Source organism: Massilia polaris (assembly GCF_012927275.1).
Lineage (GTDB): Bacteria > Pseudomonadota > Gammaproteobacteria > Burkholderiales > Burkholderiaceae_D > Telluria_A > Telluria_A polaris.
Window position 1 is genome coordinate 87,105 of record NZ_JABBGG010000008.1, and the last position, 26,156, is coordinate 113,260.

Consider the following 26,156-nt stretch of genomic DNA (forward strand, 5'->3'; position numbering starts at 1 on the left):
GTTGCGTGGTGCGTGTCGGTGCGGTGCGATTGAAGCGGCGGAATTAATGATGCGCGGCAACATCGCGGTTTACGCGAGTGTATCAGCGTGCTGTGCCGTGGTAAATGTCCAAGCGCAGCGCCGATCAATTTGCCTAGAGAAACTTATTCCATCGACAAGCAAAGTGTATCTTTACCGCCCTTTTCGACGAATTGGACCCCTCTTTTTGTCATCGTTGTATCGGCTGGGCCACAAATGGCAGGGTCACAAATTAGCAAAAGCAATATATTTCCCACTCATCCGACCAATTTGTTGTCGGAAAGATTATCGATGGATTTGAGCAAGATCAAGCATTTACGTTCTAACAAGTTCAAAAAGCCGGACTACAATAGAATTGTGTGTGGCTGCGGGAGGACTCACCATGTACCGGAAGATTCTGATTGCGACCGACGGCTCGGCGGTGTCGAAACACACCGCATGTGCCGGCGTGAAATTTGCGCAGCAAATGGGTGCCGAAGTGCTGGTCCTGTTTGTCGCTCCTGAGTACCAGTACCCAGTGTATGTGGAAATCATCCCGCCGACCTATCCGAGCGAAGAGGAATACCTGGTCCAGATGCAAAGGGTTGGCGGCGAGCACCTGCGCCCCATCCTGGAATCGGCCGAGAAAAGCGGCCTCCAGCATAGCGGACTGGTGGCGTTCGCCGATTCGGCGGCGCAAAGGATCGTCGACGTGGCCGACGAGCAGGACTGCGACCTGATCTTCATGGGCTCGCACGGTCGCAGCGGATGGGGCCAGATATTGTTGGGAAGCGTGACGAACAAAGTGCTGTCGCATACGCAAAAGCCGGTATTGGTCCATCGCCTGATCAAAGAACCGGCCGCTTAGTCACTGTGCATTGCCTCAGTTGATGTTTGGCATTACTCTTGAATGATTGATTTACCAAGTTCACCAGGCGAAAATCTATGATAAGAATTGTCATTGCTGACGATCACACCATCATGCGCGAAGGTCTCAAGCGCATCCTGGATGGCGCACCGGACATCGACATCGTCGGCGAGGCAATCAATGGATTCGAAGTGCTGTCGCATATACGCCAGGGCGGTTTCGACCTGCTGCTGCTGGACTTGTCGATGCCCGGGCGCAGCGGCGTCGACCTGATCCGGCAAATCCGCAGCGAGTCGCCCAAGCTGGCGATCCTGATCCTGACCATGCACGAAGAAGAGCAATATGCGGTCCGCGCCATCCGCGCCGGGGCGCAAGGCTACCTGACCAAGGAAAGCGCCGGCACCCAACTGGTGGGCGCGATCCGCAAGGTTGCGTCGGGACGCCCTTATATCAGTACCGAAGTGGCCGAGCAGCTGGCGCTCAACATCATGACGCCCCACGAGCAGTTGCTGCACAAACAGTTATCGGACCGGGAATTTGAAGTGTTCTCTTCGCTGGTCAGCGGGAAATCGATCACCGAGATCGCCAATACCCTGCACCTCAGCGTCAAAACGGTGAGCACCCACAAGACCCGCATCATGCAGAAGATGGGCATGACGTCCTTGTCGGAAATGGTGCAGTACGCCGTGGCACACCGCCTGTTGTCGCCTTTCAAATCGTGACAGGTGAAAGAGTTTTAGACAGCCTGCCACGGTTTTTGTGCCACCTTTTGCGACAGCTAGTCCATATCTCGACATGCATCGCAGCAGCTTCTCCCCCATTGCGGCACTGGCGCTCCCCTATGAAACTGCCACCAAGACCGTAGGATTAATCCTACGGATCCCACCCCTATCCTACTCCCAGAATCAGCGTTCGCTGATATCAATGCCGGACTCGTGTTGGCATACTAAATCTAACGATTTGGCTTGCTTACGGTTCATTTCCTCGGTGCCGAAGCGGCAAATCGTGCTGTCCAGGTCACCCTGAAGCATCGGTCCGCAATATCACAGATCGTTGTTCCCTGTGATTATCTACAGCTCTGAAACTTTTGTTCCTTCTGGGAGATGAGCATGCTGTCAACGGATACGCCAGAAACACGCAACACCACCTCGTCGACTTTGCATTCCTCGCCTATGGAAGCAGGCCGTCAACGCCAGGGGCGGCTTTGGTCCAACCTCAAAGAAGTCTGCGACCTGCTTCACATCACGGCCGCGGTGTCGGTCAATACCGAGGAGCTCCTGTTCCAGCACGTTCAGTTCAAGACCGGCCAACGCGTGCATACCATCGGACAGGCATTCGACACACTGTACATCGTCAATTCCGGTTTCCTCAAGACCGTACTCATCGACGAGTTCGGCAACGAGCAGGTGCTCAGCTTCCCGATGAAGGGCGACATGCTCGGCGTCGACGGCATCCACACCCGCCATTACGCATCGGAAGCGGTAGCCCTGTCGGACTGCGACCTGATCTTGCTGCCGTTCAAAAAGCTGACCGCCCTCGGCCGCGTGCACATGGAGCTGGAAAACGTCATGTATGGCGTCATGAGCCGCGAACTGGTGCGCGAGCAGACCATGATCGGCATGCTCGGCGCGCTCAGCGCCGAAGCACGGGTTGCCCGATTCCTGGTATCGCTCGCCGACCGCTTTGCGGCCATGGGCTACTCCAGCAAGCTGTTCAACCTGCGCATGACGCGCCACGAAATCGGCAGCTACCTCGGCCTGACCCTGGAAACGGTCAGCCGCACGCTGTCGGCCTTCAACGAAATCGGCCTCATCACTGTCGACCAGCGCACCATCGGCATCAAGGACGCCGAAGCGCTGAAAACCTTGCGCCGCCTGCCGCCGTCGCGCTCACGCGCCAAGCAAAACCTCGCCGCCAAACAAAAAGCGGAGCAGGTACAACCTGGCGACGGCCAGGTACTCACCCCGGCATAAGCTGCCCGGGTCACGCCGGACGGATGACGATCGGGAGACCCCCGGTTCATCCGCCTACCGCGAAGGCTTCGCGGGCACGTCGCGTACCACGCCCCCGTTGTTGTCCTTCACCTTTTCACCGACCCGCAATCCCCGGTCGTTGTCATATCTGAAGGTCTTCACCTTCCCATCCGTGTAGCGCAGCACCATTTCATAGCGGTGCGCGCCGCCGCCCGCCGGGACAGGATTGAGCGCTTCGACTGTCGCGCAGTTGGTGCAATAGCGGACCTCGCGCGGCTTGTCCTGGGCATGCGCCAAGACGGACAGCAGCGCCGCTGTCAGCAGCGCAAGCAATCGTGTTCGTTTCATCAGATTTGCTCCGAGAAACCTCGTCCTTCAGGACGAGGAGTGAAAGGAGCCGACTGCGAATTGCGCAGCAATTCGGGCCCCGTAAAAAGACATGCCGCAGCAGTAGCGATGCCTCGGTTGTAAGTGTGGAACCATGGTCGACGATTGCTGTCGAACCTGGATGAAACTGGTTTACCGTTACCGCGTCAAGTCGCTGGCCGGCTTGCTGAACAAGCGTCCTTTCGCGCACAACTGGCGTACAAGGCTGTTAAGCATGGCGCCTGGTTTGAGGAAGTGAACGAAAGCTTTACCACCCAGATCTGCTCGGATTGCGGTGCTGTTCCCGATTCGCGGCCGAAAGGTATCGCAGACCTTGGAGTAAGAGAATGGCGTTGCTGTGATTGCGGTGCGGTACATGATCGTGATCTCAATGCTGCGCGAAATATTCTCCGTCGCGGACGTGCGACGCTAGCTGTAGGAATCCCCGTCCTTTAGGTCGGGACGTCAAGTGATTGTCTCCTGTCGTTTCAAGGTAAGCGCCCTGCCGCCCTGCGTCGGTGCGTCAGCGAACGAAATGGATGGCGTCGCCGGACGTGACGAAGATGCGGTCGCCCGCTTCCGGCGCGATCGAGTAGCCGCCGGTGAACGCGCCGAACGACGGCAGGATCATGCGTTTGGCCCCCACCACGAAACATGGCAGGCGCAGCGATTCGAAGCGCGTGGCCAGCACCAACACCGGGTGGATATGGCCTGCCAGCGCGTAGCCCGGCGTATCGAGGTCGGGATGGTGGCAGAACGAGAACGGCGCCAGCGTGCAGGGCTCGTCCACCATCTCGATGCCGAGGCTGGCCGCCGGATCGCCCGCGTGGCGGTCATGGTTCCCGCGCACCAGGGTCAGCACCAGTGCCGGATGGCGCCGGCGCCACGCCAGCATCCGGGCCAGGGTCGCGGACGCATGAGCGGCGCGCGCATGCAGGAAGTCGCCGAGGAAGACGATGTGTTGCACCTCGTGCGCCGCCATCAGTTCGTCGAGCGCGAGCAGGTTCTGCGTGGTGGTCCCGCGCGGCACCGGGATGCCCTGCGCGCGAAACGACGCGGCTTTGCCGAAGTGGATGTCCGCGATGACCAGGGTCTTCCGGCCCGGCCAGTACAGCGCCTTCTGCGCCAGCAGGAGCAGCAGTTCGCCGGCGACCAGCAGTTCGCGCGCGCTCATGGCTCGGCCGCCTTCTCAAGGTCGCGCAGCATGCGGCCGATCCGGTCGGACAGCTTTTCGGTGGTGAGCTTCTCGCGGAAGCGCTCGACCATCAGCGCAAAGCCGAACGGCGTGGCGCGCGGGACTTCACGGTAGGCGACGGCGCGCGCATGCAGCTCATGCAGCGTGTCGCGTAGCCGCGTCAGTTCCAGTTCCTGCTCCAGCACTTCGCGCTGGGCCTGCGACAGCAGCAGGTTCCCGGCATCGTGTTTGCGGAACACTTCGAAGAACAGCGACGACGACGCCTGGATCTGGCGCGTGCTCTTCGGCTGACCCGGATACCCCTGGAACACCAGCCCCGCGATGCGCGCCACCTCGCGGAAGCGCTGCTGCGCCAACTGGGTCGCGTTCAGGCTGTCGAGCACGTCCTCAAGCAGCGTGGTGGTGTCGAACAAGGCCACATCGGCTCCCGTGGCGCCGGCGAACACCGCCTTCCAGTCGACCGGTTCCGGCGCGAGCAGTTCGAAGCCGTAGTCGTTGATCGCGATCGAGAACGTGGTCGGCTGCAGCCTGCCAATGCGGTAGGCGAACAGCGAGGCCAGGCCCATATGCACTGAGCGACCGGCAAACGGATACATGAACAGGTGATAGCCTTCGCGGCTTTTCATGCTCTCGACGACCAGCGTGTCGATGGTCGGCAGCGCCGACCATCGCTGCTGGATCTCGAGCAGCGGTTTGATCGCCTGCATTTCCGGGCCCTTGAACTGGCCCAGCGCGGCCTGGCGCAGCTGTTCCAGCGCCGCGTGCGCCAGCTCGGACGACATCGGCATCTTGGCGCCCAGCCAGCGCGACACCGCGCCGCGCTTGCCCGTGGCGCGCTTCACGAACGCCGTCATCTCGTGCACGCGGATGAATTCGAGGATGCGCCCGCCGAACAGGAAGTGGTCGCCCGCCTTCAGGCGCGAGATGAACGACTCTTCCACGGTGCCGATCCGCCCGCCCGTCAGGTACTTCACCTGCATCGACGAGTCGGACACAATGGTGCCGATGCCCATCCGGTGGCGGCGCCCAAGCGCCACATTCGGCACGCGATACACGCCATGCTCGTCCGGCACGACGCGCTGGTACTCGGGATAAGCGATCAGGCTCTGGCCGCCGCGCGCGACGAAGTCCAGCGCCCACTGCCACTCTTCGCCGGTCAGCGCGCGGTACGACCATGCGCTGCGCACCTCGTCGTAAAGGGGCCCGGAGTCGAAACCGCCGCCCAGCGCCACCGTCACCAGGTGCTGCACCAGCACGTCGAGCGGCTTGTTCGGCGCCAGCCGCGCCTCGATGCGGCGCGCGGCCACCGCCTGCTTCGCGCCCGCCGCCTCCAGGATCTCCAGGCTGTGGGTCGGCACCAGCGTCACCCGCGATACCCGCCCCGGCGCGTGGCCGCTGCGCCCGGCCCGCTGCAGCAGGCGTGCGATGCCTTTGGCGCTGCCGATCTGCAGCACGCGCTCGACCGGCAAAAAGTCGACACCAAGGTCAAGGCTGGCCGTGCAGATCACCGCCTTCAGCTCGCCCTTCTTCAGTCCCAGCTCCACCCATTCGCGCACTTCGCGGTCGAGCGAGCCGTGATGCAGCGCGATGACCCCGGCCCAGTCGGGCCGCGCCTCGAGGATGTTCTGGTACCACAGCTCCGACTGCGAACGGGTATTGGTGAACACCAGCGTGGCGTCGTACTTCTCGATCTCCGCGATCACCGGATTGAGCATCTGGATGCCGAGGTGGCCGCCCCACGGGAAGCGCGATACGTTTTGCGGGATAAGCGTGTCCACCAGCAGCTCCTTGCGCACCTCGCCTTCGACCAGCACGCCCCCGCCCTCGCCCAGCAGCACTTCGCGCGCTTCGGCCAGGTTGCCCATCGTCGCCGACAGGCCCCAGACGACGAGCTCTGGTTGCCAGCGGCGCAGCCGCGCCAGCGCCAGCTGCACCTGCACACCGCGTTTGCTGCCCATCAGCTCATGCCATTCGTCGATGATGATCATGTCGAGCGACGCGAACTGGACCTGCGCCTGCGCATGGCTAAGCAGCAGCGACAAGCTTTCGGGCGTGGTGATCAGGGTGGTCGGCAAGGCTTTGGACTGGCGCGCCCGTTCGGCCGAGCCGGTGTCGCCCGTGCGTGCGCCGATGGTCCATCCGGGCGCAAGGTCTGCCGCGCTTTCATCCAGGGCGCGCTGGGTATCGGCCGCCAGCGCGCGCATCGGCGTGATCCAAAGCACCCGCAGACCGCCCTTCGTGCGGCTTGCCGCGCGCATGCCGCGCTGGAGCGCCGCAAACCAGACCGCGTAGGTTTTGCCGGAACCGGTGTTCGCGTGCAGCAGCCCGGACTCGCCGGCCAGCGCCGCCTTCCACACCGCGCGCTGGAACGGGAATACCTTCCAGGCGCGCGCCGCGAACCATGCGTCAACGGCCACCGCCGCCTGGCTCTTGCTCATGGCGCGGCGGCTGCCGCCAGCAGGCCCTTGAGCGTGTCGAGCGTGTCCGCTTCCTCGACCGGTTTGTCGTCGCGCTTTCGCAGGATGCGCGGGAAGCGCACCGCGATGCCCGCCTTATGCCGGCTCGACAGCGCGATGCCCTCGAAGCCGATCTCGAACACCATGGTCGGCCGCACCGAGCGCACCGGCCCGAACTTCTCGATCGTCGTCTTGCGGATGGCGTTGTCCAGCACGGCAATCTCGGCATCTGTCAGCCCGGAATACGCTGTCGCGAACGGCACCAGCTTGCGCTCGCCGGAATCGCCGGCATCCCACACGGCGAAGGTGTAGTCGGTGTACAGCGAAGCGCGCCTGCCGTGGCCAGCCTGCGCGTAGATCAGCACCGCGTCGATCGAGTACGGATCGACCTTCCACTTCCACCAGGTGCCGACATCTTTGGTGCGGCCGACGCCATACTGGGCCTGGGTCGCCTTGAGCATCATGCCTTCAACGCCGCGGTTGCGCGACTCAGTGCGCATCGCCGCCAGTTCTTCCCAGCCCGCCGCCTGTACCAGCGGCGAGATTTTCAACTGCGGCTGGTCAACTTCCTTCACCAGCGCTTCGAGCAGCGTGCGCCGCTCGTGCTGGGGCAGGGCGCGCAGATCGACGCCGTTCTCTTCCAGCAGGTCGTAGCACACCAGCACCGCGGGCAGCTCCTCCAGCAGCCTGGCCGACAGCGTCTTGCGCCCGATGCGCTTTTGCAGGTCGGCGAACGGCGCCGGCCCGTCGCCCGCGCTCCAGATCAGCACTTCGCCGTCGACTACCGTCCCTTCCGGCAGACGCACCGCGGCCAGTTCCGGAAATCGTTCGGTGATCAGGTCCTCGCCGCGCGACCACAGGTAGTTCTGGCCGCCGCGCCGCACCAGCTGGGCGCGGATGCCGTCGTACTTCCACTCGGCCTGCCAGTCGGCCAGCTCGCCCAGCGCGGACGGCTCGCCCTGCAGCTGGTGCGCGAGGAAGAACGGATAGGGCTGGCCGCCGCGCAGCTTGTGCTCGTCGTCGGATTGCTCGGCGATCAGCTGCAGGAAGCCGGCAGCGGTGGGACGCACCGAGCCGTCGGTCCAGCCCATCAGCCGCTGTGCAATCAGCTTGCTGTCGACGGCGGCAATGCTCGATAACGCGCGCGTCACCAGCAGCTTCGACACGCCGACGCGGAAGCCCCCGCCGATCAGCTTCACCAGCAGGAAGCGCTCGCGCCAGTCAAGTTCGTCCCAGAAGCGAAACAGCGATTCGCGGATGGTCGCCGGGTCGGCGCCGCGCAAGGGACCGATCCGCTCCTGCATCCATTCGGCCAGTCCTGTGTCGCTTTGCTTCGTCGGAGGCGGCAGGATGTGGGCGATAGTCTCGGCCATGTCGCCGACCGCGTGGTACGACTCGTCGAACAGCCACTCGTCCAGGCCCGCATATTCGATCGCGTACTGGCGCAGCAGCTTGCTCGGGACCGCCTGGCGCGGCTTGCCGCCGGCGAGGAAGTACACCGCCCACGCCGCGCTCTCCGGCGCGGTGCTGCTGAAGTAATTCTGGAGCGCGGCGAGCTTGCGGCTGGTGGCGGTGGTTTCGTCGAGCTCGGCGTACAGGCGGGCGAATTCACGCATTCTCCACCCCGGCGATCACAGTGGCCGCGGTTTCCTCCGCCTCGTCGTCGCCGTACTCCGTATCGAAGCCGGCAGCATCCAGGCCCTGCTGGCACAGCCAGCGCACCATCACCGCGATCGATCCGTGCGTGACGATTACCCGTTCGGCTTCGGTGGCGCGCACTGCCGTCATCAGTCCAGGCCAGTCGGCATGGTCGGACAGGATGAAGCCGCGGTCGACGCCGCGCCGGCGGCGCGCGCCGCGCAGCTGCATCCAGCCGCTCGCGAAGGCGTCGCTGTAGTCGCCGAAGCGCTTCATCCACGGCGAGCCGGAAGCCGATGGCGGCGCGATGACGATGGCACGCTTGAGCGCCTGCTGGTCGATGTCGGTGACCATCACGGTCGGCGGCAGGTCGACGCCGCTCGCGCGGTAGACCTTGTTGAGCGGTTCGGCCGCGCCGTGGCAGACAACCGGCCCGATGCCCGGATCGAGCCCGGACAATATACGCTGCGCCTTGCCGAACGCGTACGCGAACAGCACGCTGCAACGGCCCTCGTCGGCGTTCTTGCGCCACCAGCGGTTGATGTCGTCGAAGATTTCCTGCTGCGGCTGCCATCGGTAGATCGGCAGGCCGAAGGTGGATTCGGTGATGAAGGTATCGCAGCGCACCGGTTCGAACGGCGCGCAGGTGCGGTCCGGCTCGACCTTGTAGTCGCCCGACGCCACCCACACTTCGCCCTTGTGCTCCATGCGCACCTGCGCCGAACCGAGCACGTGGCCGGCCGGATGCAGCGAGACGGTGACGCCGTTATGCACCACCGAATCGCCGTATTCGATGCCGTCGATGTGAATGTCGCCCAGGCGCGACTTGAGGATGTCGACGCCGCTGGCAGCGGACAGGTAATGGCCGTGGCCGACCCGCGCGTGGTCGCCATGGGCGTGCGTGATCACCGCCCGGCCCACCGGCCGCCACGGGTCGATGTAGAACTGGCCTGGCACGCAGTACAAGCCCTCCTTGCGGACGATCACCATGTCACCCATATACCTCCCCTGCCTTACGCCGGCGTGACGTATTCGGCCATGAAGGTGCGCGTCTCCCCGTCAGGGAATGCGATCGTGACCTCGCCGCCTGCCACGGAGTCGACCGTGCCCATGTCGTACTTCGGCACCTTGACCTTCGCGCCCACCTCGAAGACCGGACCTTCCGGTGCGGCCTCGGGCTCTTTGTCGAACTCGTCGTCGCGGATTTCGTCCAGCACCACCGGCGGATTGCGGCAGTTATCGCAGCGGCAGCACTTCTCGAAGCCCTCGACTTCGTCGCCGAAATAATCGAGCAGCACCTTCCAGCGGCAAAAGCCGCTCATCGCATACGACACCATCTGGTCAAGCGCCTCGCGGTCGCGTTCCTGCTTGTTCGCATAGATCGCGGCCAGCTTGTCGAAGTCGTCCTGTGTCGCCGTGGCCGCGGTCGGCACATACTCGAGGCGGCGGTTCTGGCGCAGCAGCTTGCCTTCCTTGAGCAGCTTCAGGCAGACCTTCAGCTTGCTCGCGTGGACGTCCTCGTCGATCTGGCTGATGCGCTCGAAGGTAACCGCGCCCTCTTCGGCCAGCTGCTTCACCGCTTCGTACAGCGCGCGCAGTTCCGCCGCGCGCGGATAGTGCTTCGCCAGGAAGAACTGCTGCACGCGCTTGTCGTCCTGGAAGTACAGCAGCACGCACTCGGCGTCCTTGCCGTCGCGGCCGGCCCGGCCCGACTCCTGGTAATACGCCTCGAGGTTGGCCGGCACCTGCAGGTGGATCACGAAGCGCGTGTCGCTCTTGTCGATGCCCATGCCGAAGGCATTGGTCGCGACCATCACGCGCCGTTCGCCGTCCATGAACATGTCCTGGTGGTCCTTGCGTTCCGACGCCGGCAGCTTGCCGTGGTAGATCGTGACGCTCTCGCCCGCGTCCTCGAGGAAGGTGTACATCTCCTCAGCCGCCTTGACGGTGGCCGCGTACACGATGCCCACGCCTTCGTTCTGCTGCACCAGCTCGCGCGCCTTCTGGAACTTCTCGTCGGGATTGGTCACCTGCACCACGCTGTAGTGCAGGTTCGGCCGGTAGATGCCGGTGTTGATGACGTTGATCTTCGGACGGGCCAGCTGCTTGCCGATATCCGCGATCACCTCGTCGGTCGCGGTGGCGGTCAGCGCCAGCACCGGCGGATGGCCGAGGGCGTCGATCGAACCGGACAGGTCGAGGTAGGCCGGGCGGAAGTCATGCCCCCATTTGGAGATGCAGTGCGCCTCGTCGATCACGACCAGCGATACCCGGACCGGCTTGAGCGTCGCCACGAACTCCGGCGTGGCGAGGCGTTCGGGCGTGCAGAACACGATGCGGTAGCGCCCGCTGCTGACGCCTTCCAGCGCATCGTCTTCTTCCTCGCGCGACAGGCTGCTGTTGACCTGGGTCGCGCCGATGCCGAGCGCGACCAGCTTTTCCAGCTGGTCCTTCATCAGCGAGATCAAGGGCGAAACGACCAGCGTGGTGCCGGGGAAGATGCGCGCGGGAATCTGGTAGCACAGCGATTTTCCGCTACCGGTGGGCATGATCGCGAGGGTGTCGGAACCGTCCAGCACGCTGTCGATGACGCGGCGCTGGCCGTCGCGAAGGCGTTCAATCCCGAACACATTCTTCAGGAGGGTTGCAATGGCATTGCGGCGAATCGCGCGCGCCCCGTTGTGCATCAGTGGTTGGTTGTAAGTAGTCATGAACCCAACTGTATTCTGCGGCGGGCGCACTCGCCATAGGACGCAGCCTACAGCGATCGTAGGAGCGCCCCTAGACGCCCGCCCGGTCAATCAGACAGCGTCGCTAGCCAAGCTCCTACAGGCGCTCGGACAGTTGACCGATGGTTGCAGTACGGTACAGCCAATACGATGGAGCCATACAACTGACAAAGCAAAGCGGAGGACGGCATGACCAGATTCTTACCAATGACGTGGGCGGCCCTGCATGTGGCCCTGGCCGCCGCCGCAACCATCCTGGTGTGCTCCACCGACGTACTGCACGGCGCCGGCGCCGCTTTGCTGATCCATTAAAGCCGGATCAATCGCTTGCGTTGAGCGGCAGGGTCAGGCTGAACACCGAGCCGCATTCCGGACCCGGCACCACCGCCAGATGGCCTCGGTGGGATTCGGCCAGCTGGCGCGAAATGTACAGGCCAAGTCCGAGGCCCTTGACGTCGCGGTTTCCGCTGCCGCGCTCGAACGGTTCGAAGATGCGATGGCGTTCGGCCTCGGCGATACCCTTGCCCTGGTCGCTGACATCAACCCGCACTTCCTCGCCTTCCAGGTGTACGCTGATCTCGACCGGCATGCCGCAGCCGTAGCGCAGCGCGTTGGTCAGCAGGTTGACGATCACCTGCTCGATACGGAACTCGTCCCAGCGCCCGTGCACCGGGTCGTGCGGCACCAGGCTCAGCGAGCTGCCCGAGCCAGCCGCCTGCAAGGACAGGTCGCTGACGATGCGTTCCAATAAGCCCATCAGCTCGACCGGCGCTGGCTGGATCGACAAGGCGCCGCTGCGCATGCGCGACACGTCGAGCATGTCGTCGATCAGCCGGATCATCGCCTGGATCTGCCGTTCGTCGCGCGCGATCATTTTTGTCATCTGCTCCGGTCCGAACGCGGCCAGGTTGCCGCGCTTGAGCTGCAAGGTGCGCATCTGGGTTTCCAGGAACAGCGTATTGAGCGGCGTGCGCAACTCGTGCGCGACCAGCGAGATGAAGTCGTCGCGCATGCGCAGCGAGCGTTCCAGTTCCAGCTGCGTGGCCGACAGCTCGGCCAGCAATGTTTCCTGCTCCTTGCGGCTTTGCTCCAGCGCGGCCACCTGGCGGCGCGTCTCGTTGCGCTGCTGGTACAGCGCGACGAACACGTTGACCTTGCTGCGCACGGCGTCGGGGTCGAGCGGTTTGTACATGAAGTCGACGGCGCCGGATTCGTAGCCCTTGAATGCATAGTTCAGCTCGCGCCCGGCGGCGCTGACGAATACGATCGGGATGTTACGGGTGCGGTCGGTGCCGCGCATCAATTCGGCCAGCTCGAAACCGTTCATGCCCGGCATCTGGACGTCGAGGATGGCCACCGCGAATTCATGTTCGAGCAGCAGCGCCAGCGCTTCGTCGCCGGAGCGCGCGTGCAGCACCAGGCGGTGCTCGTCGCGCAGCAAGGCATCGAGTGCTTGCAGGTTTTCAGCAAGATCGTCAACGATCAGGACTTTGGTGGGGTCGTTCGCCCTCATTTTTTCTCCAACAGCAACAACAGCTTGCCGATTTCCGGCAAGGTCAACACCAGGTCGGGCGCCTGCAACTTAATCGCCTGCTCGGGCATGGTTGCAACTTGCGCCTCGGCGGGATCTTGCACGACGGTCAAGCCGCCGCACTGCTTAATGAGGCGCATGCCTTCGGCGCCATCCTGGTTGGCCCCGGTCAGCAACACCGCCGCCAGGTGCGGACCGTAGGCTTGCGCGGCCGATTCCATCAATACATCGATGGCGGGCCGCGCAAAATGCACAGCCGGTTCGCAGCTCAGGGAGAACCGGAAATCTTTCTCAATCGACAAATGGTACCCGGATCCGGCGAAATAGACTGTTCCGGGAGAAACTTCCTCCTTATCGAACGCCTCTCGCACGGGCAAGCCAAGGCGCGGTGCAAACCGTTCGGCCAGGCGGCTTTCGCGGTGTTCGGGCAGGTGCAGCATGCTTATCACCGGCAACGCATAGCCGGCCGGCAGCCGCGGCAACAAGTGGAGCAGCGCATCGACGCCGCCGGCCGAACCGGCGATCACGACGGCGTGGATGTCGCGCCCTGCGAGTGCCGCGCTGAAACGTGGTTCGCTCATTGGCCCAGCTTCCGGTAAATACGTTCACGCTTGACCAGCGGCTCGAAGCGGCCGGCCCAGGCGGAAAATTCAAGGCTTTCCTTGCTGCCCAGCGCCAGGACCCGCGGTGGCACAGCGATTCGTGGAACAGGCCCAGCACCCGGTCCTGCAGCTTCTTGTTGAAATAAATCATCACATTGCGGCAGGAGATCAGCTGGGTCTCGGAGAACACGCTGTCGGTCGACAGGCTGTGGTCGGCGAAGGTCACGTTCTCGATCAGCGAGCGGTCGAACAAGGCGCCGTCGTAGGCCGCCGTGTAATAGTCCAAGAAGGCGGCCTTGCCGCCGGCCTTCTGGTAGTTCTCGGTGAACTTGCGCATGTCGCGCAGCGCGAACACGCCGCGCCGCGCCGCGTCCAGCGATTGCGGGTTGATGTCGGTCGCGTAGATGATCGAGCGTTCCAGCAGGCCCTCTTCCTTCAGCAGGATGGCCATCGAATAGACTTCTTCGCCGGTGCTGCAGCCGGCGATCCAGACCTTCAGCGAAGGATAGGTCTGCAGGAAAGGCATCACCTGCTCGCGCAGCGAGGCGTAAAAGCTCGGGTCGCGGAACATCTCGCTGACCGGGCCTCGGGCACGGGCATCTGGTGGAACAGGCGGCGCGCGTACGGCGACACCGATCCTTGACATCCTCCCCTTCGTAAACGGAAGGGGATTCCCACTGCTGGCGTCTGATGCCCCAGACGGAAGCCGGACTGAAAGTAGCCCAGCTTCTTATTCAATCCGCAGGATATCTCTCGACCTCGCCTAAGGCGACTGCGGATCGGAAAAAACGGTGCAGGTGACTCATGCCCCAGCGCGTAATCGCATACTGAAGCACTTATGGAGTTTGACCATGCCCCAACAACCAAGTTCAAAACATTTTTTCACCTGGACGGCTGCGGGCGCTACGCGCCCGGCTCCTTTCACTCCCTGCCCTGAAGGACAGGGTTTCTCGGAGCAATTCTGATGAAAAAAGCCGCCGGGCTTGCGCCGGGCGGCTTCCAGGAGCCGGCGCGCACAAGGCGCGCCGAAGTCCGTATTACTTGGTGTCGGTACGGGTACCGACAACTTCAACGGTCACGCGGCGGTTCTTGGAGCGGCCTTCCGAGGTACCGTTGTCAGCCACTGGCTGGGTCTCGCCCTTGCCTTCGGTGTACACGCGGCTCTGGTCAACACCCTTCGACACGATGTAAGCCTTGACAGCTTCAGCACGGCGCAGCGACAGCTTCTGGTTGTAAGCGTCGGAGCCGATCGAGTCGGTGTGGCCAACGGTAACCATGACTTCGGTGTTCATGCCTTGCAGCTTGTTCAGCAGGTCGTCCAGGGCGGCTTTGCCTTCTGGCTTGACGATGGCCTTGTCGAAGTCGAACAGCGCTTCAGCGGCGAACGATACTTTTTCCGAGGTTGGCACTGGTGCTGCTTCTACTGGCGCAGGTGCTGGCGCAGCTTCGACAGGAGCCGGTGCTGGCGGAGCGACGTAGACAGGTGCTGGTGCAGGGTTGCCCAGCTTGTATACCAACGCCAGCGAGTACAGGTCAGCCTTGCCGCTGTCGGACAGGAAGTCACGGGTGCGGACGCGCTCAGCTTCGAGGCGCAGCGACAGCTTCTGGCTCAGGCTCATTTCCGCGCCAACGCCGAAGTGCGGCTTCCACTTGCCTTCGTTGTGTTCTGCAGGGGCTGCTGAATTGACGCGCGAACCGGAGAAGTCGGTGTCAGCCTTGACGTATGCCATGCCGGCACGTGCGAACAGCATGAAGCGCTGCGATACCGGCAGTTTGCCGATCAGGTCAGCGTTGACGCCGCGGATGCGTACGTCGCCGGTCAGGGTGCCGCCTTGTACCGTACTGGTGCTGTACGAGAAGTCGCCCATGTCGAAGTAGCCGCCTTCAATTGCCAGGTAGCGGTTGATGTGCTTGCCAGCGAACAGTTTGAAGCCGACGTCTTTTTCGTCGCTCGACCATGCGTTGACGGTCTGGCCCGGGGCGGTCAGCTGGCGGGCTGCTGCGCTGTCATCGATATGGACGCGCGAACGGCCGATCGCAGCACCGATGTAGGCGGCGCTGTTGTTCCATGCTTCCAGGTTACTTTCGGTGGTGATCATCGGCGCTGGCGCCAGCGTGCCGTCCTGGGCCATCGTGGTGGTCTGCGCCATTACTACCTGGCTAGCCAGGATTGCTGCAGCCATTGCGGTCAGTTTGAACATGTTTTTAGCTGATTTCATATTTTTCTTTCGTGTTGGGGGATGGTGACCATCCACGGTTTCTTGAGTGCCAGCTAGCGCAGTTGCGTAGCAGTGATGTCACTATTACTGAACGCCAACAGACGCTCCGTACGGTACCGAACATAAGGATTGAACGTATGATAAAAGTCGCAAAAATACAACAAATTTTCTGAGCGAATATCTCAAATTGTGCGGCAGGCGCAGGCACTGCGGCTTTTCGCAGCTCATCCTTGGCGCTCTGCAAAAGCCGTTTTGTGTAAGCTGTCGTCATCAGCAATGGCAAATCCGGAGGTGCCGCGTGTGGTGGACCGAGAGTTGGATGACGATTCAGCAGGAGTTTTCGGACCTGGGCGATGCTTCCGACATCACGCGGGTGATGGTGCGCCTGCTGGTGGCGGTCAGCCTCGGCGCGCTGCTGGGTTATGAGCGTGAGTCGATCGGCGCCTCGGCCGGGCTGCGTACCCATATGCTGGTATCGCTGGGCTCAGCGCTGTTCGTCCTGATCCCGCTACAGGCAGGCATGCCGCTGGTCGACGTCTCGCGCGTGCTGCAGGGCGTGACCGCCGGGGTGGGCTTCCTGGGCGCCGGCGCGATCCTCAAATCGGAAAAGGCCGGCGAGATCACCGGCCTGACGACCGCCGCCAGCGTGTGGCTGACCGCCGCGGTGGGCGTCGCCGCCGGCATGGGGCGCGAAGCCACCGCCGTCTTGAGCGCGATCCTTGCGCTGATCATCCTGTCGCTGCTGCGCCGTACCGAAAGCAAGCGCAAGGGCTGAGCGGCCCCTATTTTTCGACCGAGAAGGCGAATTTCGACTGAGTGCGGTATTCCTCGCCGGGACGCAGGATGGTACCCGGGAAGCCGGGCTGGTTCGGCGCGTCGGGAAAATGCTGGGGTTCCAGGCAAAAGCCGCCGCGGTAGAAGTAGTTCCATCCTTTGCCGGTCAGGCTGCCGTCGAGGAAGTTCCCGCTGTAAAACTGCACGCCGGGTTGCTCGGTATGCATTTCCAGTACCCGTCCCGACACCGGCTCCACCACGCGCGCCGCCAGCTGGCAGCCCTCGCCTGCCTTGTTCAACACAAAATTGTGGTCGTAGCCGCCGCCGTGCGCCAGCTGCTCGTCGGGCTCGCCGATGTGCGCGCCGATCGCGTGCGCGCTGCGGAAGTCGAACGGCGTACCGGCCACCGGACGCAGTTCGCCGGTCGGGATCAGCGTGCTGTCGACCGGGGTGAAGGCGTCGGCGTCGATCATCAGCAAGTGCCCGAGGATGCTGCCCTTGCCGGCCAGGTTGAAATAGGCGTGCTGGGTGAGGTTGACCGGCGTGGCCTGGTCCGTGATCGCATGGAAGCGCACCCATAGTTCGTTCGCCGCGGTCAGTTCATAGACCACCTGGACGTCCAGGTTGCCCGGATAGCCCTGTTCGCTGTCGGCGCTCAGGTACCTGAGGGTGAGGCCGACGCTGCCGTCGCGTTCGAATGGTGCAACGCGCCAGAACACGCGGTGGAAACCTTGCGGCCCGCCGTGCAGGTGGTTCGGCCCGTCGTTGATGGGCAGCTGGATCTCGCGGCCGTCGAGGACGAATCGGCCGTGCGCGATACGGTTGCCATGGCGCCCGATCAGCGCGCCGAAGTAAGGCGAATCTTCCAGGTACGGCAAGACATTGTCGAAGCCGAGGTTGATATCGGCGAAATGGCCGTTGCGGTCGGGCGTATGGATTTCCGTGATGACCCCGCCGAAATCGCTGATCTTGACGACCAGCCCGTTCGCGTTCACCAGCGTATATAAAGTCGCCCGCCTGCCATCTGGCAGCGTGCCGAATTCGCCCTGCGTTATGGTCGCTTGCACGTGTACCCCGCGTCGAATGGTGAGTCGGGGCCATGGTACACCAGCAGGCTAGAAGGTGCGTGCCAGTGTCAGGCGTGCGCTGCGCGGCTCGACCGGATGGAGATGGATGTCCTCGACACCCCCGGGCGGTTCGCCGCGCAGGCGCGAGCGGTACAGGTAGTCGACGTCGCTGGCCTTGCGGTCGAGCAGGTTGAACACGTCCAGTGAAATGCGCTGCGGTGCTGCGCAACGATGGCAGCCACGCGATCGTATTCTCGAAATAAACGCCGGCGCTCGATTCGGTCAGCCGGTCCGCGCGCACAGTGCCGCTGCGCGCGCGCAGCACGCTGCTGTAAAGGCCGACTGGCATTCCGAGCACAACCATTATTCCGAAGGATCGTTGCCAATAATATAAGATTGTTAACTAAAAGGCCGCACTGCTGGGCTAAAAATCGATGAAGGCTGGACAAGAAACACGGAGTTTTCCCAGAAGGACTTTGATGAAGAAATAATTTGTTACGAATGTAGTGATTGCTTACATATGTTCGTCATTTCACATTCAATGGCGTTCATGCATCGTATAACTGACGCAGAATTTGCGATAAAAATAAGCCCGCGTCCGGCGGGCTAAACCATCTGAGGAGAACTCGATCATGCAAGCAAAGCAGCGAAAGAATATGTGGATTGCCGCCATCATCACCGGGACGGCGTTAGCGGGAGCGATGTCCCCGGCCAGCGCGTCCAGCCACCGCGAAGCGCCGTTCCTGACCAACGCGCCGAAAGTCGACGGCACCGACTTTTACATGTTCCGCAGCTACGCTGCCGGGCGCCAGGACTATGTGACGATGATCGCCAACTTCATCCCGTTCCAGGATCCGCAGGGCGGCCCGAACTTCTACCAGTTCGACCAGAACGCGCTGTACGAGATCCACGTCGATAACAACGGCGACGCCAGGGAAGACATCACCTTCCAGCTGCGCTTCAAGAACACCTCCAAGCGCACTGCCCTGAACATCGGCGGCAAACAGGTCCTGATCCCGCTGATTAATTCGTCGACCATCAGCGGCGTCAATCCGGCTTCGCTGAATGTGCGCGAGACCTACACCGTGGACATGGTCAAGGGCGACCGCCGCGGCGGCACCCGCAGCCGCCTGGCCGCAGCCACCGGCGGCGCCACCGAGTTCGACAAACCGGTCGACAATATCGGCGACAAGGTCTTCGGAGGAACCACCGGCTACGAGACCTACGCCAACCAGCACATGTACGACATCGCCATTCCTGGGTGCGGCACCGGCCGCGTGTTCGTCGGCCAGCGCAAGGAATCGTTCTTTATCGCCGTCGGCAAGATCTTCGACCTGTTCAACCTGAACCCGCTGGGCGCGGAAACCAACGGCAACACGAACGACCTCGAAGGCAAGAACGTCAGCTCGATCGCGCTGGAGATCCCGATTTCCTGCCTGACCGCCGCCGGCGAGCCAGTCATCGGCGCCTACGCCACCGCCAGCATGCGCCAGGGACGATTGCTGAACCCCGCGCCTGCGTCGGGCATCAACACCGCGGTCAAGGAGGGCGGCGCCTGGAGCCAGGTATCGCGTATCGGCATGCCGCTGGTGAACGAAGTCATCATCGGCATGGACGACAAGGACCGTTTCAATACCTCCAAGCCGAAGGATGACGTCCAGTTCCTGGACTACGTCACCAACCCGGTGCTGCCGGCCGTCGTCGAGACCCTGTTCCCGACCGCGAAGGCGCCGACCAACTTCCCGCGTACCGACCTGGTCACCGTTTTCCTTAAAGGCATCAACGGCGTCAACCAGCCGAAGAACGTGGTCGCTTCCGAGATGATGCGCCTGAATACCAGCATCGCGCCGACTCCGGCCGCGTCGCAGAACGTGCTGGGCGTGGCGGGCGGCGACAATGCCGGTTTCCCTAACGGCCGCCGTCCTGCCGACGACATCGTCGACGTTTCGCTGCGCGTAGCGATGGGCGCCTTGTGCGTGCTGACCGGCGCCGGCGATGCGCTGCAGGTAGGCTGCAAGCCAGCCGACGCACCAGCCGGCGCGGCAGCCCTGACTGACGGCGTGCGCAAGACGGCCGCTTCGTTCAAGCCAGCCTTCCCTTACCTGAACACGCCGCTGCCAGGCAACCAATAAGGAGGACGGGATATGCGCACTCAACCATCAAGCGCCCGCAAGCGCCTTGGCTTCGCTGTCGCGGCACTGGCGGCAGGACTTCTCCTGACCGCATGCGGTGACAATCACGACCACTCGGAGCCGCCGGCGCCGGCACCGGCGCCGACACCCACACCGCCCCCTGTGCCGGTGGTCGATTCGTTCTTCGCGTATGTGTCGGCACTGGTGGCGTCAGCGCTCGACACCGGCGAGCCGGTCGAAATCGACGCGGTAGCCGCCACCACGCCGGACAACACCGAGCCTGAAGCGGTACAGTAAGCATCAGCCGGGAGGAACGGCGCCGCTGTTCCTCCCTTCCCCAACACGACCGATACCCCATGACGACCGCACAACGTCTCTTCGCGCTGGCCCTGATGGCGCACACGCTGGCTTTACCCGCAATGGCAGCACCCTACATTCCCGCCGACGGCAGCAAAGTGGTCGAGCGCCTGCCGGCCCGCACCGACCCGGCCCAGCGCGACCTCGCACGGATGCGCGCGGCGTTGAACAAGAACCCGTCCGACCTCGCCCTCGCGACCACGCTGGCGCGCCGCTATATGGAGATGGCGCGCGGCGACGGCGATCCGCGCTACCTCGGCTATGCACAGGCGGCACTGGCGCCGTGGTGGAAACTGCCGCAGCCGCCCGCCGATGTGCTGGTCCTGCGCGCCACGCTGCGCCAGAGCACTCACCAGTTCGGCGCGGCACTGGCCGACCTCGACGCCGTCCTGAGGCGCGATGCGGAAAACCCCCAAGCCTGGCTGATCCGGGCGACAGTACAGTCGATCACGGGCGACTTCGCCGCCGCCAGGGCCAGTTGCATGCGCCTGCATTCGCGCGCGCCGGCGCTGGTGGTGCAGACCTGCCTGTCCAGCGTCGGCAGCGTGAACGGCGCCGCCCGTACCAGTTATGCGGAACTGCAGCAGGCGCTGGAACGCCATCCGGACGCCGACCAGGGTGTGCGTATCTGGGTGATTACCCTGCTCGCCGAGATGGCGGCCCGCCTTGGCAAGAATGCCGCCGCCGAAGACTACTTCCGCCAGGCGCTGGCCCTTGACGATGCCGACAGCTACCTGCTGGCCGCTTACGCCGACTTCCTGCTCGATCACCAGCGCGCACCCGAGGCGGCCGGCCTGCTGAAAGATAAAACCCGCGCCGACGCCCTGCTGCTGCGCTACGCGCTGGCGCTCAAGGCCACCGGTTCGCCGGAAGCGGCGCGCCACACGGGCGTACTGCGCAGCCGCTTCGAAGCGGCGATGCTGCGCACCGACACGGTGCACCAGCGCGAACAGGCCCGCTTCGAGCTGGGACTTCGCAATGACCCCGCAGCCGCCGTGCGGCTGGCGAAGCTGAACTGGGCGGTCCAGAAGGAGCCGGCCGACCTGCGCATCCTCGCGGAAGCGGCGGCCGCCAGCGGCGATGCCGAAGCCACCAGGCTGGTACGCGACTGGCTGAGGGCGTCGAACATCGAGGACCGCACCATCCAGGCGGCGCTCGGCAAACTGAAAGGCGCCGCATGATGCGCAGCCTGCTGACGGCGTACCTCTGCGCCTGCGCCCTGTCGATGGCCCTTCCCGCATCCGCCCACAAGCCGAGCGACAGCTACCTGACCCTGAGCGCGGCCGGCCAGCAGGTCGACGGCCAGTGGGACATCGCGTTGCGCGACCTCGACATGGCCATTGGCCTCGACTCCGACGGCAATGGCGAACTGACCTGGGATGAAGTGCGCTTGCGTCACGACGCGATCGCCGCCTACGCGCGGTCGCGCCTCAAGCTGTCGAGCGGCGGCGCGGCCTGCCCGCTGCAGGTCACCGGCCACCTGCTGGACGACCATACCGACGGCGCTTATGCCGTGCTGCGCCTGCGCGCCGCCTGCGCAGCCGACGTGGCAACCCTCGACATCGACTACGCCCTGCTGTTCGACATCGACCCGCAGCACAAAGGCCTGCTCAAGCTCCAGCATGCCGGCCAGGCCACGACCGCGATCTTCACGCCGGACGCGCCGCGCCAGCAGCTCCAGATTGCCGGAGCGTCGAAGTGGCGCCAGTTCGCCGACTACGTGCGCCACGGCGTCTGGCATATCTGGATCGGCTTCGACCATATCCTGTTCCTGCTGTCGCTGCTGCTGCCGGCGGTGCTGGTGTACCGCGACCGCGCATGGGCCGGCGCCACGACCTTCCGCGCGGCGGCCATCGACGTCGTCAAGATCGTCACCGCGTTCACGCTGGCCCATTCGATCACGCTGACGCTGGCCACGCTCGGCATGCTGTCGCTGCCTTCGCGGCTGGTCGAAGCGGCGATCGCGGCGTCGGTCGCACTGGCTGCGCTGAACAACCTGTGGCCGATGTTCCAGCGCCAGCGCGCGCTGATGGCATTCTGCTTCGGCCTGCTTCACGGCTTCGGCTTCGCCGGCGTCCTGATCGACCTGGGCCTGCCCCAGGCCGCCCTGATGCTGTCGCTGGTCGGGTTCAACGTCGGCGTCGAACTGGGCCAGGTCGCCATCGTCGCCGCCTTCCTGCCGCTGGCCTTCCTCGCCCGCCACACCTCGTTCTACCGCAAGGCCGTCGTCGCCGGCGGATCCTCGCTGATCGTGCTGGTCGCCCTGGTCTGGCTGGCCGAACGCGGGCTCGATGTCCAGCTGATCTCCTGAACGATGGGCGCTTCGGCGCCCATCTTGACTTTGTAAGCTCAACGTAAGTAATCTGTAAGCATCCGGGAACATTCTTGCAAGAGATTTGCCATGCATACAAGAAACAGGAGGTAGCCCCTAGTCGCAAGCGTTGAGATTTATCGGTTTTGATCCATGTAAAAACTAAAACAGGAGACATACGATGAAGAAGAGCGATACCAAGCCACAGGAAGCCGTTTCAAACCGCCGGAAGTTTATTGGCGCAGCCGCGGGCACCGCCCTGGCCGTCCCGATGATTGCCACTGCCCAGACCCCGACCCAGCTGCGCTTCCAGAGCACCTGGCCGAGCAAGGACATCTTCCACGAATACGCCCTTGATTTCGCCAAGAAGGTCAACGACATGACCGGCGGCGAGCTGAAAATCGAGGTACTTCCTGCCGGTGCGGTCGTTCCCGCTTTCGGCCTGCTCGACGCGGTTTCAAAAGGCACGCTGGACGGCGGCCACGGCGTCATGGGCTACAACTACGGCAAGCAGAGCGCCATCGCGCTGTGGACCTCGGGCCCGGTGTTCGGCATGGACGCCAACATGGTGCTGGCCTGGCACAAGTACGGCGGCGGCAAGGAGCTGCTGGTCAAGCTGTATAACTCGATCGGCGCCAACGTCGTCTCCTACCTCACCGGCCCGATGCCGACCCAGCCGCTGGGCTGGTTCAAGAAGCCGATCACCAAGGTCGACGACCTGAAAGGCACCAAGTTCCGCACCAACGGCCTGGCGATCGACCTGTTCACCGCGATGGGCGCAGCCGTCAACGCGCTGCCTGGCGGCGAGATCGTGCCGGCGATGGACCGCGGCCTGCTCGACGGCGCCGAATTCAACAACGCGACCTCCGACCGCCTCCTCGGTTTCCCCGACGTCTCCAAGGTCTGCATGCTGCAAAGCTTCCACCAGATGTCGGAGCAGTTCGAGATCAGCTTCAACAAGACCAAGTTCAACGCCCTGCCGGCCAAGATGCGCGCGATCATCGACAACGCCGTCGAAGCCTCATCGGCCGACATGTCGTGGAAGGCGATCGACCGCTACTCCAAGGACTACCGCGACATGCAGGCCAAGGACGGTGTCAAGTTCTACAAGACTCCTGATTCGGTGCTGCAGGCGCAACTGGCGGTATGGGACGAGGTGGTGAAAAAGAAGGGCGCGGACAACCCGCTGTTCCGCGAAGTCGAGCAATCGCAGCGCGCGTTCGCCGACCGCGCCATGAAGTGGGACATGGACACCAACGCCCCGCGGCGCATGGCCTACAACCACTACTTCGCGCGCAAGGCGGCGCCGAAGAAGGCGTAACCCCAACAGGACATGTCCTGCACACCATCCAGATCACCGGATGGTGTTTTTTATCCGGGCCGCCGCCCCGCTTCAGGAGCATCGCATGCAGAACGTTTTATTCTTTGTCGACCGGGTCAGCAGCTGGGTCGGCCGGGCCTTTTCCTGGCTGATCGTCGCGCTGACCTTTCTTATTACATGGGAGGTGTTCGCGCGCTATGTGCTGAACAGCCCCAATCCCTGGGCCTTCGATTTGATGATCATGGCCTACGGCGCCTCGTTCATGATGGCCGGCGCCTACACGCTGGCCAAGAGCGGCCACGTGCGCGGCGACGTGCTGTACGGCTTCTTCCCGCCACGGCTGCAGGCCGGGCTTGACCTGTTGCTGTATTTCGTCTTCTTCATTCCCGGCGTGGTTGCGCTGGTATGGGCCGGCTACACCTATGCCGCCGAATCGATGGCGATCAACGAACACTCGACCCTGACCGCCAACGGTCCGCCGCTGTACCCGTTCAAGATGGTGATCCCGATTTCCGGTGCACTGCTGCTGCTGCAGGGCCTCGCTGAAATCGTCCGCTGCATCGTCTGCCTGCGCGATGGCGCATGGCCGCCGCGCGAACCCGACGTCGAGGAAGTCGACGTCGACCAGCTGCGCGAAATGGTCAGCGTCAGCGGCAAGCTTCCTGGGGGGCCGCGATGAAAAAAGAAATCTGGTTCGGGCTGTCCATCCTGGTCGCCCTGGTCATCACGCTGTTCGCCTTGATGCCGGCGCCCGCCGACATGACCAACGGCCACGTCGGACTGCTGATGCTGGCCCTGGTGGTCATCGCCATCATGCTCGGCTTCCCTACCGCGTTCACCCTGATGGGGATGGGCGTGATGTTCGCGTTCTACGCGTTCTATAGCCGCGATCCCGGGCAGGCATGGCAGCAAACGCTTGACCTGATGGTGCAGCGCGCCTATTCGGTAATGGCGAACGACGTGCTCATTTCGATCCCGCTGTTCGTCTTCATGGGCTACCTGGTCGAGCGCGCCAACCTGATCGAGCGCTTGTTCAAGAGCCTGCACATCGCGATGGCGCGGGTGCCAGGTTCGCTGGCGGTGGCCACCATCGTCACCTGCGCGATCTTCGCGACCGCCACCGGCATCGTCGGCGCGGTGGTGACCTTGATGGGACTCCTGGCGCTGCCGGCGATGCTCAAGGCCGGCTACAGCACCCAGCTGTCGGCCGGCGCCATCACGGCGGGCGGCTGCCTCGGCATCCTGATCCCGCCGTCGGTGCTGCTGATCGTGTACGGCGCGACCGCCGGCGTCTCGGTGGTCAAGCTGTATGCGGGCGCCTTGTTCCCGGGGATTATGCTGGCCGCGCTGTACGTCGGCTATGTGCTGATCCTGGCCAAGCTGAAGCCGAGCGTGGCCCCGCCGCTGTCCGAAGAAGAGCGCCGCGTCGCCCTGCCCGCGCATGCCACCGCCATCATGGCCGGGGGCTCGACGCGCGCGCTGCCTGGCCTGATGGGCGCGCTGAAACGTTCGCGCCCGGCTGGCGTAGCGCAGCGTACCGTGGTGACTCAACTGTTCGTCGCGCTGCTGCCGGCGCTGGCGCTGGCGCTGTTCCTCGGCCTTGGCTACCGCGCATTCACGGCGCCGGCCGATGCGCCGACCGCGATGGTCGAAATGGGCGCGGCGCAGGAGCTGCCGCCGGAGACCAGCTACAACGGCGGGCTGGAAGAACCGCCGATCGAAGGCGGGCTGGAAGAGCCACCGGTGGAAGGTGCGCTGGCGGAGCCGCCTGCCGCCGCCGCTCCGCCAGCCGCCGCACCGATTCCGGCCACCGAAGCGAGCAGCACACCGGCGCAGCCCGAATCGCAGGATGCGCCGCGCGCGTACTGGATCGCGATGGCGATCTGCATCGCATTGGCCGCTGCGTTTTACGCCTACTTCAGCTTCGCCCGGCTTGAGATCTTCAAGATGCTGCTCGGCTCACTGTTCCCGCTGGCCTTCATGATCCTTGCGGTCCTGGGCAGTATCGTGTTCGGGCTGGCCACGCCGACCGAAGCTGCGGCGATGGGCGCCTTCGGCGGCATCTTGCTGGCGGTCGCCTACCGCCGCTTCAACTTCGGCATGCTGAAGGAATCGGCCCACCTGGCGACCAAGACCAGTGCGATGGTGTGCTGGCTGTTTGTCGGGTCGAGCATCTTCTCGGCCGCGTTCGCGCTGCTGGGCGGCCAGGAGATCATCAACTCCTGGGTGCTGTCGATGGACCTGACGCCGATTCAGTTCATGCTGCTGGCGCAGGTGATCATCTTCCTGCTCGGCTGGCCGCTGGAATGGACAGAGATCATCGTCATCTTCATGCCGATCTTCGTGCCGCTGCTGGCCCACTTCAACATTGACCCGCTGTTCTTCGGCTTGCTCGTTGCGATGAACCTGCAGACCGCGTTCCTGTCGCCGCCGGTCGCGATGTCGGCCTTCTACCTGAAGGGCGTGGCACCGCCGCACGTCACCCTGAACCAGATCTTCCTGGGGATGTTGCCGTTCATGGGCATCCAGGTACTGGGCATCATCCTGCTGTACACCTTCCCGGCAATCGGCTTGTGGCTGCCGGAGCTGCTGTACAAGTAAGATGATCAAGCCGCGACGC

General features: G+C 63.7%; 23 protein-coding genes and 2 pseudogenes. 13 read left to right on the forward strand and 12 right to left on the reverse strand.

The features are described from left to right. Positions 1-400 precede the first annotated feature (400 nt). From HHL21_RS15020 to HHL21_RS15030, 3 genes are all read left to right on the forward strand, one after another. Positions 401-865: a universal stress protein gene (locus tag HHL21_RS15020; RefSeq protein WP_169467280.1), complete on the forward strand. Its 465-nt coding sequence runs from the start codon at positions 401-403 to the stop codon at positions 863-865. Between the two features lie 77 nt (positions 866-942). Then, positions 943-1,587 (forward strand): response regulator, encoded by a 645-nt coding sequence (locus HHL21_RS15025; RefSeq protein ID WP_169467282.1) that lies wholly within the window; start codon positions 943-945, stop codon positions 1,585-1,587. Between the two features lie 450 nt (positions 1,588-2,037). After that, positions 2,038-2,838 carry a Crp/Fnr family transcriptional regulator gene (locus HHL21_RS15030; RefSeq protein ID WP_169467506.1) on the forward strand — a complete coding sequence of 267 codons (801 nt, stop codon included), beginning with the start codon at positions 2,038-2,040 and terminating at the stop codon, positions 2,836-2,838. Between the two features lie 54 nt (positions 2,839-2,892). Here HHL21_RS15030 and HHL21_RS15035 read toward each other — a convergent pair whose 3' ends face one another. Continuing rightward, positions 2,893-3,186 (reverse strand): hypothetical protein, encoded by a 294-nt coding sequence (locus HHL21_RS15035; RefSeq protein WP_169467284.1) that lies wholly within the window; start codon positions 3,184-3,186, stop codon positions 2,893-2,895. Between the two features lie 213 nt (positions 3,187-3,399). On the opposite strand from HHL21_RS15035, the pseudogene HHL21_RS15040 reads away from it, so the two are divergent. Beyond that, positions 3,400-3,660, forward strand: a pseudogene (locus HHL21_RS15040) (zinc ribbon domain-containing protein); the annotation flags it as partial. A 67-nt stretch (positions 3,661-3,727) separates the two neighbouring features. On the opposite strand, the gene pdeM reads toward HHL21_RS15040, so the two are convergent. From pdeM to HHL21_RS15065, 5 genes are read right to left on the reverse strand one after another with little or no spacing between them, the layout of a single operon-like run. Continuing rightward, a complete protein-coding gene (gene pdeM / locus HHL21_RS15045) occupies positions 3,728-4,378 on the reverse strand; it encodes a ligase-associated DNA damage response endonuclease PdeM (protein WP_169467286.1) in 651 nt (216 codons plus the stop codon). Then, the gene (locus HHL21_RS15050) at positions 4,375-6,837 is read right to left on the reverse strand and encodes a ligase-associated DNA damage response DEXH box helicase (protein ID WP_169467288.1); all 2,463 of its coding nucleotides are present in this window, start codon (positions 6,835-6,837) and stop codon (positions 4,375-4,377) included. Before HHL21_RS15050 ends, pdeM begins: the two co-directional genes overlap by 4 nt. Then, positions 6,834-8,471: an ATP-dependent DNA ligase gene (locus HHL21_RS15055; protein WP_169467290.1), complete on the reverse strand. Its 1,638-nt coding sequence runs from the start codon at positions 8,469-8,471 to the stop codon at positions 6,834-6,836. Before HHL21_RS15055 ends, HHL21_RS15050 begins: the two co-directional genes overlap by 4 nt. Beyond that, positions 8,464-9,492, reverse strand: coding sequence for a ligase-associated DNA damage response exonuclease (locus HHL21_RS15060; RefSeq protein WP_169467292.1), 1,029 nt, complete (start codon positions 9,490-9,492; stop codon positions 8,464-8,466). Before HHL21_RS15060 ends, HHL21_RS15055 begins: the two co-directional genes overlap by 8 nt. Positions 9,493-9,506: 14 nt before the next feature. Continuing rightward, a complete protein-coding gene (locus tag HHL21_RS15065) occupies positions 9,507-11,204 on the reverse strand; it encodes a RecQ family ATP-dependent DNA helicase (RefSeq protein WP_169467294.1) in 1,698 nt (565 codons plus the stop codon). 207 nt (positions 11,205-11,411) lie between these two features. Between HHL21_RS15065 and HHL21_RS21950 the strand changes: the two genes are divergently transcribed. Continuing rightward, positions 11,412-11,534 carry a hypothetical protein gene (locus HHL21_RS21950; protein ID WP_267874083.1) on the forward strand — a complete coding sequence of 41 codons (123 nt, stop codon included), beginning with the start codon at positions 11,412-11,414 and terminating at the stop codon, positions 11,532-11,534. Positions 11,535-11,541: 7 nt separating this feature from the next. On the opposite strand, the gene HHL21_RS15070 is transcribed toward HHL21_RS21950, so the two are convergent. The 4 genes and pseudogenes from HHL21_RS15070 to HHL21_RS15085 all read right to left on the reverse strand — a co-directional run bounded on the left by HHL21_RS15070 (position 11,542) and on the right by HHL21_RS15085 (position 15,574). Beyond that, positions 11,542-12,735, reverse strand: a complete 1,194-nt coding sequence (locus HHL21_RS15070) for a hybrid sensor histidine kinase/response regulator (protein ID WP_169467297.1) — start codon at positions 12,733-12,735, stop codon at positions 11,542-11,544. After that, positions 12,732-13,334, reverse strand: coding sequence for a chemotaxis protein CheB (locus HHL21_RS15075; protein WP_169467298.1), 603 nt, complete (start codon positions 13,332-13,334; stop codon positions 12,732-12,734). Before HHL21_RS15075 ends, HHL21_RS15070 begins: the two co-directional genes overlap by 4 nt. Further along, a pseudogene (locus tag HHL21_RS15080) lies at positions 13,331-13,938 on the reverse strand (CheR family methyltransferase); the annotation flags it as partial. The pseudogene HHL21_RS15080 and the gene HHL21_RS15075, both read right to left, overlap by 4 nt. A gap of 454 nt (positions 13,939-14,392) precedes the next feature. Continuing rightward, a complete protein-coding gene (locus tag HHL21_RS15085) occupies positions 14,393-15,574 on the reverse strand; it encodes an OmpA family protein (protein WP_169467300.1) in 1,182 nt (393 codons plus the stop codon). A 319-nt stretch (positions 15,575-15,893) separates the two neighbouring features. On the opposite strand from HHL21_RS15085, the gene HHL21_RS15090 reads away from it, so the two are divergent. Continuing rightward, entirely contained in the window at positions 15,894-16,349 is a 456-nt protein-coding gene (locus tag HHL21_RS15090) for an MgtC/SapB family protein (protein WP_169467302.1), read from the forward strand. Positions 16,350-16,356: 7 nt separating this feature from the next. On the opposite strand, the gene HHL21_RS15095 is transcribed toward HHL21_RS15090, so the two are convergent. Beyond that, entirely contained in the window at positions 16,357-17,415 is a 1,059-nt protein-coding gene (locus HHL21_RS15095; RefSeq protein ID WP_169467304.1) for an aldose epimerase family protein, read from the reverse strand. Positions 17,416-17,463: 48 nt separating this feature from the next. Beyond that, positions 17,464-17,613: a hypothetical protein gene (locus HHL21_RS15100; protein ID WP_169467307.1), complete on the reverse strand. Its 150-nt coding sequence runs from the start codon at positions 17,611-17,613 to the stop codon at positions 17,464-17,466. A 434-nt stretch (positions 17,614-18,047) separates the two neighbouring features. Between HHL21_RS15100 and HHL21_RS15105 the strand changes: the two genes are divergently transcribed. The 7 genes from HHL21_RS15105 to HHL21_RS15135 all read left to right on the forward strand — a co-directional run bounded on the left by HHL21_RS15105 (position 18,048) and on the right by HHL21_RS15135 (position 26,137). Further along, positions 18,048-19,547 carry a DUF4331 domain-containing protein gene (locus HHL21_RS15105; protein ID WP_229496464.1) on the forward strand — a complete coding sequence of 500 codons (1,500 nt, stop codon included), beginning with the start codon at positions 18,048-18,050 and terminating at the stop codon, positions 19,545-19,547. Positions 19,548-19,559: 12 nt separating this feature from the next. Beyond that, positions 19,560-19,844, forward strand: coding sequence for a hypothetical protein (locus HHL21_RS15110; RefSeq protein ID WP_169467308.1), 285 nt, complete (start codon positions 19,560-19,562; stop codon positions 19,842-19,844). A gap of 59 nt (positions 19,845-19,903) precedes the next feature. After that, positions 19,904-21,085 (forward strand): tetratricopeptide repeat protein, encoded by a 1,182-nt coding sequence (locus HHL21_RS15115; protein ID WP_169467311.1) that lies wholly within the window; start codon positions 19,904-19,906, stop codon positions 21,083-21,085. Further along, positions 21,082-22,215: a HupE/UreJ family protein gene (locus tag HHL21_RS15120; protein WP_169467313.1), complete on the forward strand. Its 1,134-nt coding sequence runs from the start codon at positions 21,082-21,084 to the stop codon at positions 22,213-22,215. Before HHL21_RS15115 ends, HHL21_RS15120 begins: the two co-directional genes overlap by 4 nt. A gap of 181 nt (positions 22,216-22,396) precedes the next feature. After that, the gene (locus HHL21_RS15125; protein ID WP_169467315.1) at positions 22,397-23,536 is read left to right on the forward strand and encodes a TRAP transporter substrate-binding protein; all 1,140 of its coding nucleotides are present in this window, start codon (positions 22,397-22,399) and stop codon (positions 23,534-23,536) included. Positions 23,537-23,621: 85 nt separating this feature from the next. Next, entirely contained in the window at positions 23,622-24,215 is a 594-nt protein-coding gene (locus HHL21_RS15130; RefSeq protein ID WP_169467317.1) for a TRAP transporter small permease subunit, read from the forward strand. After that, positions 24,212-26,137, forward strand: coding sequence for a TRAP transporter large permease (locus HHL21_RS15135; RefSeq protein ID WP_169467319.1), 1,926 nt, complete (start codon positions 24,212-24,214; stop codon positions 26,135-26,137). The genes HHL21_RS15130 and HHL21_RS15135 overlap by 4 nt, the downstream gene beginning before the upstream one ends. Positions 26,138-26,156 lie beyond the last annotated feature (19 nt).